This window comes from Mariprofundus sp. KV (assembly GCF_013387475.1).
GTDB lineage: Bacteria > Pseudomonadota > Zetaproteobacteria > Mariprofundales > Mariprofundaceae > Mariprofundus.
On record NZ_VWNB01000001.1, the window covers coordinates 213,502 to 229,471 of the forward strand.

18 protein-coding genes and 1 riboswitch are annotated in these 15,970 nt (G+C 53.8%); of the genes, 9 read left to right on the top strand and 9 right to left on the bottom strand.

Translation table 11 applies throughout. The annotated features are described in order from the left end of the window. The first annotated feature begins 41 nt into the window (after window positions 1-41). The 5 genes from metK to F3F93_RS01205 all read left to right on the top strand — a co-directional run bounded on the left by metK (window position 42) and on the right by F3F93_RS01205 (window position 4,231). On the top strand, window positions 42-1,211 hold the full coding sequence (metK, locus tag F3F93_RS01185) for a methionine adenosyltransferase (protein WP_176957324.1): 1,170 nt from the start codon (window positions 42-44) through the stop codon (window positions 1,209-1,211). A gap of 190 nt (window positions 1,212-1,401) precedes the next feature. After that, window positions 1,402-1,476, top strand: a riboswitch (S-adenosyl-L-homocysteine riboswitch). A gap of 49 nt (window positions 1,477-1,525) precedes the next feature. Then, window positions 1,526-2,932: an adenosylhomocysteinase gene (gene ahcY, locus F3F93_RS01190; RefSeq protein ID WP_176957325.1), complete on the top strand. Its 1,407-nt coding sequence runs from the start codon at window positions 1,526-1,528 to the stop codon at window positions 2,930-2,932. 64 nt (window positions 2,933-2,996) lie between these two features. Beyond that, complete coding sequence (locus tag F3F93_RS01195; protein ID WP_176957326.1) at window positions 2,997-3,275, top strand: hypothetical protein; 279 nt, start codon at window positions 2,997-2,999, stop codon at window positions 3,273-3,275. Window positions 3,276-3,342: 67 nt separating this feature from the next. After that, window positions 3,343-3,525 (top strand): S-adenosyl-L-homocysteine hydrolase, encoded by a 183-nt coding sequence (locus tag F3F93_RS01200; protein WP_176957113.1) that lies wholly within the window; start codon window positions 3,343-3,345, stop codon window positions 3,523-3,525. A 37-nt stretch (window positions 3,526-3,562) separates the two neighbouring features. Next, window positions 3,563-4,231 (top strand): OmpA family protein, encoded by a 669-nt coding sequence (locus F3F93_RS01205; RefSeq protein ID WP_176957327.1) that lies wholly within the window; start codon window positions 3,563-3,565, stop codon window positions 4,229-4,231. Between the two features lie 234 nt (window positions 4,232-4,465). On the opposite strand, the gene F3F93_RS01210 is transcribed toward F3F93_RS01205, so the two are convergent. From F3F93_RS01210 to msrA, 5 genes are all read right to left on the bottom strand, one after another. Continuing rightward, complete coding sequence (locus tag F3F93_RS01210; RefSeq protein WP_176957328.1) at window positions 4,466-5,716, bottom strand: M48 family metallopeptidase; 1,251 nt, start codon at window positions 5,714-5,716, stop codon at window positions 4,466-4,468. Window positions 5,717-5,848: 132 nt separating this feature from the next. After that, window positions 5,849-6,829 (bottom strand): nicotinate-nucleotide--dimethylbenzimidazole phosphoribosyltransferase, encoded by a 981-nt coding sequence (locus F3F93_RS01215; RefSeq protein WP_241696875.1) that lies wholly within the window; start codon window positions 6,827-6,829, stop codon window positions 5,849-5,851. A gap of 90 nt (window positions 6,830-6,919) precedes the next feature. After that, window positions 6,920-8,032 carry a 3-dehydroquinate synthase gene (gene aroB / locus F3F93_RS01220; protein WP_176957329.1) on the bottom strand — a complete coding sequence of 371 codons (1,113 nt, stop codon included), beginning with the start codon at window positions 8,030-8,032 and terminating at the stop codon, window positions 6,920-6,922. A 172-nt stretch (window positions 8,033-8,204) separates the two neighbouring features. Continuing rightward, on the bottom strand, window positions 8,205-8,693 hold the full coding sequence (gene msrB / locus F3F93_RS01225; protein WP_176957330.1) for a peptide-methionine (R)-S-oxide reductase MsrB: 489 nt from the start codon (window positions 8,691-8,693) through the stop codon (window positions 8,205-8,207). Then, window positions 8,686-9,282 carry a peptide-methionine (S)-S-oxide reductase MsrA gene (gene msrA, locus F3F93_RS01230; RefSeq protein WP_176957331.1) on the bottom strand — a complete coding sequence of 199 codons (597 nt, stop codon included), beginning with the start codon at window positions 9,280-9,282 and terminating at the stop codon, window positions 8,686-8,688. Before msrA ends, msrB begins: the two co-directional genes overlap by 8 nt. 32 nt (window positions 9,283-9,314) lie before the next feature. Between msrA and F3F93_RS01235 the strand changes: the two genes are divergently transcribed. Next, window positions 9,315-10,574, top strand: coding sequence for an NAD(P)/FAD-dependent oxidoreductase (locus F3F93_RS01235; RefSeq protein ID WP_277816480.1), 1,260 nt, complete (start codon window positions 9,315-9,317; stop codon window positions 10,572-10,574). Window positions 10,575-10,732: 158 nt separating this feature from the next. On the opposite strand, the gene F3F93_RS01240 is transcribed toward F3F93_RS01235, so the two are convergent. From F3F93_RS01240 to dusB, 3 genes are read right to left on the bottom strand one after another with little or no spacing between them, the layout of a single operon-like run. Then, window positions 10,733-12,133 carry a sigma-54 dependent transcriptional regulator gene (locus tag F3F93_RS01240; protein WP_176957333.1) on the bottom strand — a complete coding sequence of 467 codons (1,401 nt, stop codon included), beginning with the start codon at window positions 12,131-12,133 and terminating at the stop codon, window positions 10,733-10,735. 3 nt (window positions 12,134-12,136) lie between these two features. Next, on the bottom strand, window positions 12,137-13,174 hold the full coding sequence (locus F3F93_RS01245) for an ATP-binding protein (protein WP_176957334.1): 1,038 nt from the start codon (window positions 13,172-13,174) through the stop codon (window positions 12,137-12,139). Continuing rightward, entirely contained in the window at window positions 13,164-14,192 is a 1,029-nt protein-coding gene (dusB, locus tag F3F93_RS01250) for a tRNA dihydrouridine synthase DusB (RefSeq protein ID WP_176957335.1), read from the bottom strand. The genes F3F93_RS01245 and dusB overlap by 11 nt, the downstream gene beginning before the upstream one ends. Window positions 14,193-14,403: 211 nt before the next feature. Here dusB and yihA point away from each other — a divergent pair, with 211 nt between their 5' ends. The 3 genes from yihA (at window position 14,404) to F3F93_RS12690 (ending at window position 15,625) form a co-directional block, all read left to right on the top strand. After that, window positions 14,404-15,024 (top strand): ribosome biogenesis GTP-binding protein YihA/YsxC, encoded by a 621-nt coding sequence (yihA, locus tag F3F93_RS01255; RefSeq protein WP_176957336.1) that lies wholly within the window; start codon window positions 14,404-14,406, stop codon window positions 15,022-15,024. Between the two features lie 118 nt (window positions 15,025-15,142). Beyond that, complete coding sequence (locus F3F93_RS01260; protein ID WP_176957337.1) at window positions 15,143-15,343, top strand: addiction module protein; 201 nt, start codon at window positions 15,143-15,145, stop codon at window positions 15,341-15,343. A gap of 6 nt (window positions 15,344-15,349) precedes the next feature. After that, the gene (locus F3F93_RS12690) at window positions 15,350-15,625 is read left to right on the top strand and encodes a type II toxin-antitoxin system RelE/ParE family toxin (protein ID WP_176957338.1); all 276 of its coding nucleotides are present in this window, start codon (window positions 15,350-15,352) and stop codon (window positions 15,623-15,625) included. A 24-nt stretch (window positions 15,626-15,649) separates the two neighbouring features. On the opposite strand, the gene F3F93_RS01270 is transcribed toward F3F93_RS12690, so the two are convergent. Continuing rightward, window positions 15,650-15,931 (bottom strand): Dabb family protein, encoded by a 282-nt coding sequence (locus F3F93_RS01270; protein WP_176957339.1) that lies wholly within the window; start codon window positions 15,929-15,931, stop codon window positions 15,650-15,652. Between the last annotated feature and the right edge of the window lie 39 nt (window positions 15,932-15,970).

The following is a 15,970-nucleotide window of genomic DNA, read 5'->3' on the forward strand; positions in this document are numbered from 1 at the left end:
CCCCGGCTTAAACTATACTCCAACTACAGGGCAGGAAATTCATGAGCAATAATTTTGTATTTACATCCGAATCGGTCTCCGAGGGTCACCCGGACAAGGTTGCTGACCGCATCTCCGACAGCGTTCTGGATGCCATTCTCGAGCAGGACAAATATGCACGTGTAGCGTGTGAAACGCTTGTGACTACAGGCCTGGCTCTGATTGCCGGTGAGATCACCACAACTGCAGTACTCGATTATCAGGATATCGTGCGCAGTGCGATCAAGGATATCGGTTACAACTCATCCGCGATGGGTTTTGACTGGGAGTCATGTTCTGTGCTGGTCAGTCTCGATAAGCAGTCGCCTGATATCGCCATGGGCGTGAATGTCGGAGAAGGACTCGATCTTGATCAGGGTGCAGGCGATCAGGGGCTGATGTTCGGATACGCAACCAACGAAACCGAGGTGTTGATGCCAACCCCGATCCACCTCTCTCATCTGCTGGTGGCCAAACAGGCTGATGTTCGCAAGTCGGGCAAACTCAACTTCCTGCGGCCGGATGCCAAATCACAGGTCACGGTTCGTTATGAGAACTACAAACCTGTCGCCATTGATGCAGTTGTACTCTCCACCCAGCATAATCCGGATGTAAGCCACAAGGATCTCTCTGAAGCGATCATGGAAGAGGTGATCAATCCAATCCTCGGCGATACCGGTCTGCTGCATGCAGGCACCGCTTACCACATCAATCCAACCGGTCGCTTTGTGATCGGTGGCCCTGTAGGCGATTGCGGTGTAACCGGTCGCAAGATTATCGTTGATACCTACGGCGGGTTCGGCCATCACGGTGGCGGCGCCTTCTCCGGTAAAGATCCAACAAAGGTTGACCGCTCTGCATGTTACATGATGCGTTATGTTGCCAAGAATATCGTTGCTGCCGGCCTTGCTGACCGCTGCGAAGTGCAGGTGGCCTATGCTATCGGTGTAGCACACCCTCTCTCTGTCATGGTCAACACCTTCGGCACAGGCAAGATTGATGACAGCAGACTGGCTGATATCGTGAGTGAAGTGTTTGATCTGCGTCCGAAGGGCATTGTGCAGACACTTGATCTGCTGCGTCCAATCTACGCACAGACCGCTGCTTACGGTCACTTTGGCCGCGAACTGCCGGACTTCACCTGGGAGAAGACCGACAAAGTGGACGCCATCAAGGCTGCCGCCGGGGTTTAATTGAAAGCCGGATAAATGCATCGTGCATTTCCCGGCTAACGCAAAGCCAAAAACGTCGTTTTGACTTTGCTCACAAAACAGAGTGCCAAGCACTCTGTTTTGGCACCCATCCATAGGTGCGGGAGCAGATTCACAACCGACTTTGACCAGGATAAACAAACCGGCCACCTTTGTGTGGTCGATTTGCTTCCAGACTGAGGAGCACTGCAGTGCCGCAAAGCGGTACCAGGCTCAGTCGAAAAATGTTCAACGGTGCTCATATTTTTATGCCCGGTTTGTTGCAACGCAGCCGGGCAAGCCATAGGAGTATGAGAATGTCTGATTTTACCGATTACAAAGTAGCAGATATGTCCCCGGCAACCATTGCCTGGGGTCGCAAAGAGCTGACCATCGCCGAGACTGAAATGCCGGGCCTGATGGTGACCCGCGAAAAGTATGCGGCATCCCAGCCACTGAAGGGCGCCCGCATTGCAGGCAGCCTGCATATGACCATCCAGACCGGCGTGTTGATTGAAACACTGACCGCGCTGGGCGCTGAAGTGCGCTGGGCATCATGCAACATCTACTCTACACAGGACCACGCTGCTGCAGCCATTGCTGCTGAAGGTATTCCGGTTTTTGCCCATAAGGGCGAGACACTAGATGAGTACTGGGAGTTCTGCCACAACATCATGGAGTGGCATGACGGTGGCACACCAAACATGATCCTTGATGATGGTGGCGACGCCACGACCCTGCTGGTGCTTGGTGCCAAAGCGGAGAAGGATGCATCTGTACTGGATAATCCGGGCTCCGAAGAGGAGGTGGCTCTGTTCGCATCGATCAAGAAACGTCTGGCCACGCAGCCCGGCTACTACACCAGCCGTCGTGATGCGATTCGCGGCGTAACCGAAGAGACCACCACCGGTGTTCACCGTCTGTATCAGATGTTCGAGCGTGGCGAGCTGCCGTTCCCTGCGATCAACGTGAACGACTCTGTGACCAAATCCAAATTCGACAACCTCTACGGCTGCCGCGAGTCACTGCTGGACGGCATCAAGCGCGCAACCGATGTCATGATTGCAGGCAAAATCTGCGTCGTGCTCGGTTACGGTGATGTCGGCAAGGGCTGTGCACAGGCGTTCCGTGGCATGGGTGCCACCACCTGGGTGACCGAGATCGATCCGATCTGCGCACTGCAGGCTGCGATGGAAGGCTACCGTGTTGTAAATATGGACGAAGCATGCGCCCTGGGTGATATCTTTGTTACCACCACAGGCAACTACCACGTCATCACCCACGACCACATGGCAGCGATGAAGGATCAGTCCATCGTCTGCAACATCGGCCACTTCGACAATGAGATCGATGTTGCCAGTCTGAAGAAATATGAGTGGGACAATGTTAAACCACAGGTGGATCAGATCATCTTCCCTGATGGCAAGCGCATCACGCTGCTGGCAGAGGGTCGTCTGGTGAACTTGGGCTGTGGCACGGGCCATCCAAGTTTCGTGATGTCCAACTCCTTCACCAACCAGACGCTGGCGCAGATCGAGCTGTTCACACAGACCGGTGAGTACAAGAATGAAGTGTACACCCTGCCGAAGAAACTGGACGAAGAGGTGGCGCGTCTGCATCTTGCCAAGGTTGGTGTGAACCTGACCCCGCTTTCGCAGGAACAGGCTGACTATATCGGCGTACCTGTAGAGGGTCCGTACAAGCCAAACCACTACCGTTATTAATCGTGGCCCGGGTGTTCGCATCCGGATAAAGTAGTCATACAACAGCATAAGGAGGGTAGCAGCTATGGATACAAAAACGTCTCTGTTAGCCGCTACCCTTTTTGCTTTTGTGCTGGTTAACAACAGTTGGGCGGCGGGTGGTTTAAGCGTTGATGCCCGCTTTGATCTGACCGATGACGGTATTGTTGATGCCTCTGACTGGCAGCGCATGACAGAAGATACCAAGCGCGCCTATGCCAATGAATCGGTCAAAGCTCTCGGAGAGGACCCTTATGCCATCCTTGAAGGGCAACAGACCCGGGGCGACCGTTTTTTAAAGGGCTTGCGTTCTGTCTACGAGTAAGCGCTTTATACAACGTCTTGCGGATTCCTGAGAATGGCCTATTCTCACATTTGTGGGAGGATCTAATATGTTAAGAACCGTTTTACTTGCTGCCTTGTTTACACTCTTTTCCGGCTGCGCCAGTGATGGCACACAAGTTTCAGATGCCGATATTCAGAACGATAACCAGCGTCTGAAAGCAGAGGCAGCTGCGCTGCGCAACGAGATCAACCAACAGAAGGCCGAGCTGGAAGCGCTGAAAGCAAAATAGAGCTGTTCCTCTACAAACAGATCAGGAGACAAAGATTATGTCCAAGCTAAGAATTTCGCTGACCATCCTGCTGCTACCGCTCTTCTCAGGCTGTGCGGCGATTGATGCATTTCTCTTCGATGCGTACCCCGATGGCACACCGATTACCCAGGAGCGGCCACAACAGGTTGAGCAGGTGGCTCCGGCTGCCGAGGAGTCAGGCGGTGATGCCGCACTGCGCGATGAAGCCGCAGCGCTGCGCGAAGAGCTCAAACAGCAACAGGCTGAACTGGAGGCGCTGAAACAGAAAAAAGCTGCCGAAGCGGCTGCCGCGGCTGCCGCCATCAAAGAGCAGCTATGGGTTAGAATTGCATTCCGTTCAGGCCAGACAGCTGTAACGGCCCAAACCAGACGCACCATCAAAGAGCTCTCCAATAAGTTTCTCGCTCAGCCCCGCACACAGACAATCGAGGTGCGCGGCTACTGTGATGATGAGCCGATCGGTGGCTACAGCGGCAAGCAACGCTCTGCGCACAGTTTTGATTCTCAGGTTGCCCTGAGTCAGGCACGTGCTGATGCAATTGCCGCTGAGTTCAAAAAAGCAGGCATCCCGGCTGAAGCAATCCATGCTATGGGTTTTGGTGCCACGGACTTTATTGCTGATAATGCTACCGTTGAGGGACGCAACAAAAACCGCCGGGTTGATATCTTTCTGGTTGAGAAATAACAGATAGAGAAGAGTCTGTTAATCTCTTAATAAAGCGTCCCAATCGGGGCGCTTTTTTTTTACAGGCCTTATTGAAATGAATCCGTGGTATTTTTCCAGGTTCGTTCTTTGTACGCACAAAGAGAGAACCAGCACGCTTAAACTCGAACCATTCGACACAAACTTCCAGCCGTTCCGTTATTAAAAACTGGGCTTCTCGGCCTTCCAGGGGGTGCTCCAACACGCAACATCCAGTTAGCTCCTGGGTAGTAGCGACTCGATATGATCAATCCTGATCGGAGCTGGAGGGTGTGAATCGTGCCAGGCACTGTAGAGAGGATCAGGCGTCAGGGTGCTGGCATTATCCTCATACATCTTCACCAGCGCTGAAACCAGTGCTTCACCACTGCTGTTGGCCACAGCGTAAGCATCGGCCTCAAACTCATCCTTACGGGAGAAATAGCTCATCAGTGGCGTCAGCAAAAAGGTGAATGCCGGTATCACCAGCATAAACAGCAGCAGCGCAGCAGCATTGGATGGCTCCGTGATGCCTAACCCTGCATAAAACCATGGCTGCTGACTCAACCAGCCAAGCAGTGCAAAGCCGATCAGCGTTGTAAACACCATAACGATCAGCCGTTTTTTCACATGTCCGTGATGAAAATGGCCCAGCTCATGCGCCAGCACCGCCTCAGTCTCGATGGGCTCCAGCTGATTGATCAGGGTATCAAAAAAGACGATGCGCTTGGCGTTGCCCAGACCGGTAAAGTAGGCATTGCCATGGCTCGAGCGTTTGGAGCCATCCATAACAAACAGGCCATTACTCTCAAAACCACAACGTTTTAACAGCGCTTCAATGGTCGCCTTCATCTCACCTTCAGGCAGTGGTTCGAACTTGTTAAACAGCGGCGCTATCAATGTCGGATAACCCCACATCATCAACAGCATAAACGCCGTCCAGAAGAGCCAGGCGTAGAGCCACCAGAGCGAGCCTGCACTCTGCATCAGCGTCAAAACCACCCACGCCAGCGGTGTGCCGATTGCCAGCATAAGCAGAAACTGTTTGGCCATATCACTGAAAAAGAGGGGCAACGTCATTTTATTGAAGCCGAAACGTGCTTCGATAGCAAAGGTGCCATACAGCTCCATCGGAAGATCGATAAGGGTGCCGATCAGAAAAAAGAGCAGCATGAAGAGCACGCCACTCCAGACAACAGAGAGCTCAAAGGAGGCTGAAAACTCTCCCAGCCACGCCAGACCTCCACCGACTGTCCAGATAACCAGAAGCAGCAGCCCCCAGACACCTGAGATCGAACCCAATCGCAGTTTGGCAGCGGTGTAATCAGCCGCCTTCTGATGAGCGGCCAGAGACACCTTCTCGGCGAAGCGGGTCGGCACTTCACCTCGGTTAGAGGCAACCGCACGTTTCTGCCGGAGTGCGAGGTAGAGGCCTGTCACTGTCGCCAGCAGTGCAAATCCGAAGACCATCCATGTCCATGCCATCATCTATATCACCTCAAAAAATATTCTGTAAGTTTCAACAGAGCCCCTGAGCAGGGAAACGCTGCAGTGATCTGGCCGTGCGCAGCCAAAGCAGCGCGTCAAATCAGACGCTGTTGGTTAAACGTATAGGAGAATTTAAAGCTCTTCGACTGTAGCAAAGCCGCGATGCAGAGCCAGCGAAGATTGCAGCAGTGGCATCAACAGCGCCGCGCCCTTACCACCAATCAGCGGGCGTTGCAGATGCATCAGAGGCTCAAGCCCCAACTCCTCAAGTGCCAGATGGTGGGCCTGATCCTCAGAAACAAAGCTGGCCAGCATCCAGCCGGCAATACGCACATCCCATGCCGCAGCTGCAAGCGCAGCAGCAGCTGATGCCTTACCATCAAGCAGAACAGGCACCCCCTTACGCGCAGCAGCCCGATAGAATCCGGCCATCGCTGCCAACTCAATACCACCGACCTCTCGCAGGATATCGTGGGAAGAGGTGCCCTGAGCGCGATCCAGTGCCATCTCTACAGCCATCAACTCCTCTGCATAGGTTTCGTGACTACTCGCCTCCAGCGCCTCCTCTGGCGCAACACCTGCAAGTTCACAGATAAGGGTAGCAACGGCGATGCGGTCACCGGATACAAGCGAGCTGGCAGTGAGCAGGTTCGCACCTTCGCTGATGGCACGTGCAGCCAGCTCTTCGCCAATACCAACTGCTTCCCAATACTGTGCTTCACTCATTGCCGACTCGACCCTGATATCGGCTGAGCCGGACTCCCGAACCACATCACGCTCTACGCCCGAGAGTTCACCTTTAACACCCATATCAACAATAGTCAGTGAAGCGCCCGCCTCTTCAGCCAGTTTGCGAATAACCGATTGCTTCGAAACTGCGTGTTGCAGACGTTCAACAGTCGTTGGCCCAATCTCAGGATGGGCCAGCGCAGCAGCCACCCCGTGGTCGGCTGCAAAGATAACAATGGCCGGTTTCAGATTATCAGGCAGCAGCTTTCCCTGGCGTTTGGCAATCCAGTTGGCGACATCTTCCAACCGCCCCACACAGCCCACAGGCTGCAGCAGCACACTACGATGCTCATGGTCCGGGTTGATGGCAGGAATTTTCATCATCGCACGCGCTCCTGTGCCAAAGTAACACTCTCCTCTTCTTCTCTATTTACCAGTATAGTCGAAACAGCAGGCTTTGCGACCCTGCAATAATCACTCATGATGAAAGGAGTCAATCAGCTGAATGATCGCATCCGGATCGACATCTTCGGCAAGAAAGGCATCACCGATACCACGCAACAGAATATAACGGATTCGACTACCGACATTCTTCTTGTCATGCCCCATAGCATCCAGCCACTGCGCCGCTGAAAACTCCGGCACATCCACCGGCAGGCCGATACGCTGGTAACAGGCCCGGATCGAAGCTTCCGTACCTTCAGGGGCATAACCGAGCTGCTCGGAGAGGCGTGCAGCCATCACTGTACCAATGGCCACTCCTTCACCATGCAGATAGGTGCTGTAGTGGGTCATCGACTCAATGGCATGGCCAAAGGTGTGGCCAAGATTGAGTAGGGCACGCTGCCCCTGCTCGGTCTCATCGGCCATCACCACTTCAGCCTTGTGGCGGCAGGAGGTGTGAATCATGCGCGCCAGCACATCGGCATCGAGATCAAGTGCAGCGCTCTCATTCTGCTGCATCCAGACAAAGAAGTCGGGATCGCGAATCAGACCATATTTGATCGCTTCAGCGATACCCGCTCTGATCTCACGCATATCAAGCGTTGCCAGCACCTTCGGATCAATCCAGACCAGTTTCGGCTGGTAGAAGGCACCAATCATATTTTTGCCATGCGGATGATTGATCGCGGTCTTGCCGCCGACACTCGAATCCACCTGTGCCAGCACCGTGGTTGGCACCTGAATAAAGGGGATGCCACGCCGGTAACATGCGGCTGCAAAGCCGGTCATATCACCGACCACGCCGCCACCGAGTGCGATAATCGGTTCATTACGCGAAAGCTTACTCTCCATCAGTGCATCCATGATCAAACCGAAGCTGTCCATGGTTTTATAACGTTCACCATCCGGCAGAATGCATTCGCTTACTGACCAGCCCGCCTGCTCAAGAGAGTTGCGCACACGCTTCATATACAACGGTGCGATCGTTACATTACTTATCACCATGCAACGGGTCGGCCTGGCAAACAGCTTGCCCATCTCCTCGCCCAGCCCATCCAGACAGCCCGGTTCGATATGGATATCATAGGAGCGGGCTCCCAGATCAACATGGTAGTTATGTACGTTCACTTCAAATTCAGCCATCAGCGGAGTCTGACATTTTCCCTGCCTTCAGAGAAGCCGGAAAAATCTCTGTTTCCAGCACAAAGAGCAGGATGATAAAACCTGAAAACAGACTGTTTTACGTCTCGTCAGCAACGATAAAGGTTGTATTGACCCGTCCCTCGCTCTGCCTCCTGCTCCTGGTGATGCATGCTTATGCCGGAACAAAGCGCAGGGCGACGCCGTTGTTACACCAGCGCTGGCCAGTTGGCTCAGGCCCGTCATTAAAGACGTGCCCCTGATGACCGCCACAGCGCGCACAGTGGTATTCGGTGCGCGGCAGAATCATTTTGAAATCGCGTTTGGTCTCGATCTGCCCCTCAATCGGCGCATAAAAACTTGGCCAGCCGGTGCCGCTGTCGAATTTTGTCTCCGATGAGAAGAGCGCCAGATCACAACCGGCACAGTGGTAAACACCTCTCCCATACTGCTTGTTCAGTTCGCTGGTGAAGGGGCGCTCTGTCCCCTCTCTGCGCAGCACATCATACTGCGCAGCGGTCAAAATATTGCGCCACTCGGCATCTGTTTTTTCAATCTTCTCAATCATCGAAACACTCCTCTCACTGCCTGCCTTAAGCAGACGCGGCGCCACCAGAATCAGTCCGGCAGCCATAGTTAATCGCAGAAAGCCTCGTCTATTCATGGTCACCTCCCCAGAGCTGCTGCAGTCGCTGATCCCGACCACAGTTATAGCGGTAGAACTTATAGCGGATCGGATTTCTCAGATAGTAGTTCTGATGGTACTCCTCAGCAGGCCAGAAGGTGGTCGCTTCGCTAATCTCAGTCACCACATCCTCGTGGAACCGCTTGTTCTTCTGCACTCCCACTTTCGAGGCTTCTGCCGCCTGTTGCTGTGCCGCAGAGTGGTAAAAAATACCTGGGCGATACTGTGAACCGACATCACAGAACTGCCGGTTGGCCGTGGTCGGATCGGAGTTGCGCCAGTAGACCTGCAGCAGCGTCTCATAACTGACCAGCGCCGGATTAAAGACAATCTGAATCGCCTCGGTATGACCAGTCGAACCTGCCGACACCTCTTCGTAACTCGGATTGTCCTTGTGACCGCCGGTATAACCGGAGGTGGTCGAGATCACACCGGGCAGTTCGTCAAAGGGGTGCTCCATGCACCAGAAGCAGCCTGCCGCAAAGGTGGCTGTCTCTCTCTCTTCTGCTTGTGCGCTGTTTACTATTGTCATCATAATCATTATTGCCAATACAATTATCCGTTTCATGAAACCTCCTGTTCGCCCTGTTAGACGACCGGATGAGCAAATCATTACAGACTATTTCTGAATTTCAGATGAATGATACGTCGATGATGGGCACAATCGGGGGCATGGACAGATATGATGTGATTGTGATCGGTGCCGGAGCCGCCGGGCTGATGTGTGCAGGAACCGCTGCCACATGTGGCAGATCGGTGCTGCTGCTCGACCATGCCGAGAAGGTGGGCAAGAAGATTCTTATCTCCGGAGGCGGACGCAGCAACTTCACCAACCGATCTGTTTCGGCCGCCAACTACCTTTCGCACAACCCCCACTTCTGTAAATCAGCACTCTCCCGCTTCACTGCTGCCGATTTTATCACGATGGTGGAAGAGGCTGGCATCGCTTATCACGAACGCGACCATGGCCAGCTCTTCTGCGATGAGTCTGCCAGACAGATTGTTGAGATGCTGCTGCAACCCTGTCGCGAACATGGTGTGAAGATTCAACTACAGACCACCATTACAGCGGTGAAAAAAAACGACTGTTTTGAACTGGTCACCGACAGAGGCCTCTTTCACTCTGAAAGAGTGGTGATCGCAACCGGAGGCCTCTCCATCCCCAAGATGGGAGCCACCGCCTTCGGACTGAAATTGGCTGAGCAGTTCGGGTTAACAATCATTCCACCGGTGGCCGGCCTTGCCCCCTTCACCTTCACCGGCAGGGAGAAAGAGGCGTTGCAGGCACTGGCAGGCATCTCAGTAGATGTCGCAGTGCGCTGTCGAGGTAAGCTGTTCAGGGAGGCGATGCTCTTCACCCACCGTGGCCTCTCAGGCCCGGCCATGCTGCAGATATCATCCTACTGGCAGCCCGGTGATGCGATAGAGATCGATCTGCTACCTGAGCAGGAGATCACCACGCTGCTGAAGCTCAAGAAATTATCCAGACCGCTGGCGCAACTCTCGACAGTACTTGCCGAACTGCTGCCCAAACGACTGGTGCAGCTTCTAACCGGTGGCTATATCGAGGATCTCCGCATGCAGCAACTCAGTGACAGGCAGATTGAGCAGCTGGCAGATCAACTGCATCACTGGCGGCTTAAACCCAACGGTACCGAAGGTTATCGCACCGCCGAGGTGACTGTGGGTGGTGTCGACACCAACGAGCTCTCGTCCAAAACAATGGAGAGCAGGAAGGTTCCCGGGCTCTATTTCATCGGTGAAGTGGTCGATGTGACCGGCCATCTGGGTGGCTTTAATTTCCAGTGGGCCTGGTCATCCGGTTACACCGCCGGTCTCGCCGTTGCAGATATGATCTAAACAATCATGAACCACGAAGACACAAAGGCACGAAGAGAACCTTTAGAATAAAAGGGAAAGACTGGCTCGAAATCGTTTGGATTCATTGAAGCGAATGCCACGGTTATAACTTTATATTCTGTTATTCCTTAGTGTCTTTGTGCCTTGGTGTTAATAAATCATCTAAAATAAGCCGGATCGATATCGTATTTTTTCAGCAGTTTACGCACGGTATTGCGATTCAAACCCAGCATATCAGCGACTTTCAGCTGATTCCCGTTGCAGCGTTCCATAGCCAGAATCAGCAGTGGTGGCTCCACCTGTTCAAGCATATGCTGATAGATATTGATCGCTTTGGCATAACCGAGCTGATGCAGATACTGGCGCGTGCAGCGGGTCACCGCGTCCGAAAGCGTCTCTTCCCCCTTCTGCATGTTATCAACATTACCCAGTGCCAGCGCCACATCTGAGAGGGTGATACTCGCCCCCGGTGTCAGCACTGCCAGCCTGCGCATCACGTTTTTCAGCTCGCGCACATTGCCCGGCCAGTCGTGGCGGGTGAGAAGGTCGGCCGCATCATCCAGAAGAATAGGCGCCTCCATACCGAGCTCTTCCACCGCCTGATCAAGCAGGAAGTTGGCCAACTCCCTGATATCATCACGTCGCTCACGCAGCGGAGGGATATGTACCGGAATCACATTCAGGCGGTAGTAGAGATCCTCCCTGAACTCCCCCTTGGATATCTTCTCAGGCAGATGCTGATGGGTGGCTGCAAGCAGTCGCACATTGACCACTTTAGAGTGACTGCCACCGACACGCTGCACACGCCCCTCTTCCAGCACGCGCAGCAGCTTGGCCTGTAGAGCGGCAGGCATATCACCGATCTCATCGAGAAACAGGGTGCCACCATCGGCCTGTTCAAAACGTCCTTCGCGGAATTTATCAGCACCGGTAAACGAGCCCTTCTCATGACCAAAGAGCTCCGACTCCAACAGCTCGGCAGGGATCGCGGCGGTATTGATGGCAACAAAGGCCTTATCTGCCCGCTGGCTGCGATCATGCAGCGTGCGTGCCACCATCTCTTTACCTGTTCCCGATTCACCGGTAATCAGCACAGTGAGATCAGAGGCTGCCACACGCCCGAGGGTGCGGAAAAGATTCTGCATCGCCTGACTGCGCCCGATAATCATATCGTGCTGAACATTGATCGCAGGCTTGGCCGCCTTGACCCTTTTCTGCGGACGTACACGCTGAATCAGCTGACGTACCTCATCCAGATCAAACGGTTTGGGCAGATACTCCATTGCACCGATACGGTAGGCCTCAGCGGCGTGACCGAAGGTGGTTTCTGCAGTCAGCATCACCACAGGCATGGTAAATACGCCCGAAGCAAGCAGATCCATACCGTTGCCATCAGGCAGGTAGACATCGAGAAAGGCCATATCGATCTCATGTGCAGCCAGCGCCTTTTCAGCTTCGCCGATAGTACCGGCCTGGATTACTTCCAGCCCCTCCTCCTGCAAGACACGATCAAGAATCCAGCGGATTCCTTCATCATCATCAATCACCAATGCCCGCATCACCTACTCCTTACCCTGTTCTTCTAATGGGACTTCTAACTGTTTTATCGGCAGATGCAGGATCATGGTGGTGCGCCCGTTTGCACTGCGCACACTCACCCGGCCCCCATGCTCCACCATTACCCGCTCCACCAGCGCCAGCCCCAGACCACTGCCACGCGATTTGCCCGTCACGTAGGGATCAAAGAGCCGCTCGCGCAGCTCCTGCGGCACCATGCGGCCATCATTGGTGATGCGAATCTCCATCACCTGCCCACTATGGCCCGGCAGATGCACCAGTGGCGCCATACGCGTCTGCCACTCGATACTGCAATCAGCCGCCTCGACAGCGTTCTGCCAGAGATTCTCGAAGGCCTGCCTTAGTCGGGCCGGATGCACCAGCGTCTCCGGCAGACTCGGATCAAACACGCGATACACATGAATACCCTTCTGATAGACGATCACATCCTGAATCAGGGCATGAATATTGGTCATCTCCATGGCCACCTGCGCCCTTGGCCCGACCTGCAGAAAGGCATCGATACGATCACGGATGCGATCCACACCAAGCAGCATCTGCGCCACCGCCTCTCTGTTGCTAACTGAAATATCCTTTTGCTCAGCCAGCCACTGAGCTGCGCCTCTGAGCGCTGCCAGCGGGTTTTTCACCTCGTGTGCCATCTCCAGCGCAATGCGGGCCACCGCTTCAGCCATCTCGTGACGCTTGGCATGCTGCTCCACTTCGGCGCGTGCAGCCTCAGGTATAAACAGCGCGGAGATACCCGCATCATGACAACCCAGATGCAGAGATACCGGCATGCCGGTGGCAAGGATGCAGATCTGATGGTCGGAGACGCTGCTATAGGGGGTCAGCCGGGCAAAGAGATTTTCAATCTCCACTTTGGGCGAGAAGATATCTGAAACCTGCAGGCCGATCAGTCGACGCGCCGATTTTCCCAGCGCCTCCTGAGCCGGTATATTACAGCCGACCACCCGTGTCTCATTATCAAGCAGAAGCATCGGCACAGGGACTGCCGAAAGCGAGATCGATTCAGGCTGCATCCGCCAGCTCTCCCTGCACGTCAGAGTCCAAACCAAGGAAATAGGCCTCGGCACTCTCCAGCATCTTCTGCCAGTCGTTCTCCACCTGGAAATGGCCACGGAAATCGGCTGAGCCGCGCAACCCCTTGCTGTACCATAGCACATGTTTACGGGCCATTTTTGAGGCGAACTGCACACCGTGATGTTCAGCCAGGTTGAGCATATGTTCATGCACAACAGCCCAGCGCTCTTCTGCAGTCGGTGCAGCCGGCTTCTCTGCACCTGTGAGTGCAGCATAGACCTCTGCCAGCACCCACGGATTACCCTGCACAGCTCGCCCGACCATCACGCCATCGCAGCTTGAGATGCGGATCATCTCTCTGGCTGAATCGCCATCAACAATATCACCATTACCGATCACCGGAATCGAACAGGCCGCCTTGGCCAGACCGATATCCTCCCAGCTGGCGTGGCCATGGAACATCTGCGCACGCGTGCGCCCATGTACGGTGAGCAGCTGGATACCACTCTCTTCGGCAATGCGGGCGATATTCTCGACATTCTTTGAGGAGTCATCCCAGCCGGTGCGAATCTTCAGGGTCACCGGTACTTCAACGGCTTTGACCACCGCCTCCAGCACACGTGCCACCAGTGGCTCATCCCTGAGCATGGCTGAGCCGGCACTCTGTTTGCAGATCTTCTTTACCGGACAGCCCATATTAATATCAACAAAATCAGCACCGTGGCCAACCGCCCAGCGCGCCGCCTCAGCCACAAACAGCGGATCGGAACCGGCAACCTGAATTGAGATCGGGTGCTCATCAGGGCCGATCTCAGCCATACGTTCGGTACGCACCCGTCCCATATCCACAGCCCGCGATGCAATCATCTCGGTCACCATCAGCCCTACGCCAAAACGTTTGCATATCTTGCGAAACGGCAGATCGGTAATGCCCGCCATCGGTGCCAGCACCAGCGGCACGTCGATATTATAATTTCCCAGCTTAAATCCCGGGAGAAGGTGGTTATCTCTGTTCAATGAAAAATCCTTCCATAAGGCGCATGGCTTTTCTGCCTAATATTTGGGCAATCTTACTGATGCGCAACCAATGCACCAGCCCCAAAATCTTCAGGTCATGCTGCTGGCTCGGTGCAGTCACAAATGGATTCAATCAAGGCGCGAAGAGTGGGGCTATTTGGGGCGCAACCTCTGCTTGCTACAACTTCAGGCAATCGTCAGCCTTAGCCCCATGAGTAGAACCATTCACTGGCCCAGTACCACCTTCGTGCAATCGGTTGCCGATCCGAAACTGTTTCCCGACATTGATCTGCCGCAGATCGCTGTGGCGGGCCACTCCAATGTTGGAAAATCGTCACTGATGAATGCGCTGTTCGGTCGTAAAGGCCTGGTGAAAACCTCAAAGAATCCCGGTTGCACACGTCTGCTCAACCTCTTTGATGTGGATGACCAGATACTGGTCGTGGATCTGCCCGGTTACGGTTATGCGCGTGCGCCGAAGAAAGAGCAGAAGCGCTGGATCACCATGATTGAAGGTTATATGGCCAACACCGACCTGAAACTGGTGCTACTACTGCTCGATATCCGCCACGGCCCTAAAGATTCAGATATGCAGCTGATTGAATATCTCAATGAAGCAGGCCTGCGCTGGCTGCCAGTGGCCACAAAAGCCGATAAACTCTCCGGCAATGCACGCGGCAAACGTCTGAAAGAGATGTTTGATGCGATGGGTATGGCCCCGATTCCAACCTCAAGCCTGAAAGGCATGGGCATCGACAAACTTCGTGCCGTAGTTCAGGAAGAGGCGTTCAGATCACCCTACGCAGGCCTCGTCCCTAATATCGAGGATTAAACCTCGTAATCGACCACGGTGCTAACAATCCAAGGCCTTTCACAAGAGGATTGATTTGACTTCAATAGAGTTCCGGCGCAATTTACCATGTGCTAATTGGCTCATAGTGAGGTGATACATGGCTGGTAAAGATGTTTTGAAACAGGCGTTAAACCTTAATCCGGAAGAACGCTTCCTGGTTGTTGAAGGCTTATTGAAAAGCCTTGATGAACCGGACGCGAAGCTTGATGCCATTTGGGCTGAAGAGGCCGAAAAACGACTGGCTGCTTATCGGCAAGGTAAACTTGCAGGCATCCCAATGGAGGATGTGTTCAGGTAATCATCCGTGCAGATAATCTTTTCATCTCTCGCGAAATCCGAATTGGATGATGCATCCAGATTTTACGAAATCGAGTTCGCCGGATTGGGACAACAGTTCAAAGATGAGGTACGAAAAGCAGCCCTCCGTATTGCCGAGTACCCCAAAGCATGGTCAACTGAACAGGGCGAAGTCAGGAAATGCCTACTGCACCGATTCCCATACAAAATACTATATTCAATTGAACACGATCATATTTTTGTTATCGCGATTGCTCACCAGCATAGAAAACCCGACTACTAGATTGATGCAAACTAACCGTATTAATCAGACTTCGTAATCAACCACGGTGCGGGCAACGGCTGCACCCTTAACCAGCGGAATCACAGCCACATGTTCAGGATGCGCCTGATAAATATTCAGCGCCTCACGGCTCTCCAGCTCGGAATATAAGACAACATCAGCAGACTGCTCCGACTCCAGAAAGTCGATCCCGACCTCAATCTTGATCAACCCGGGAATCTTGCCAGCCAAAGCCTCCAGCCGCGCTTTGATCTCCGCCGCATCAGCTTTATCCCTCAATTTCCACATCACGATATGTTTGACCATTTTCACCCCCTCCATATTGTGCCCAAGCAAGCTTCTAGA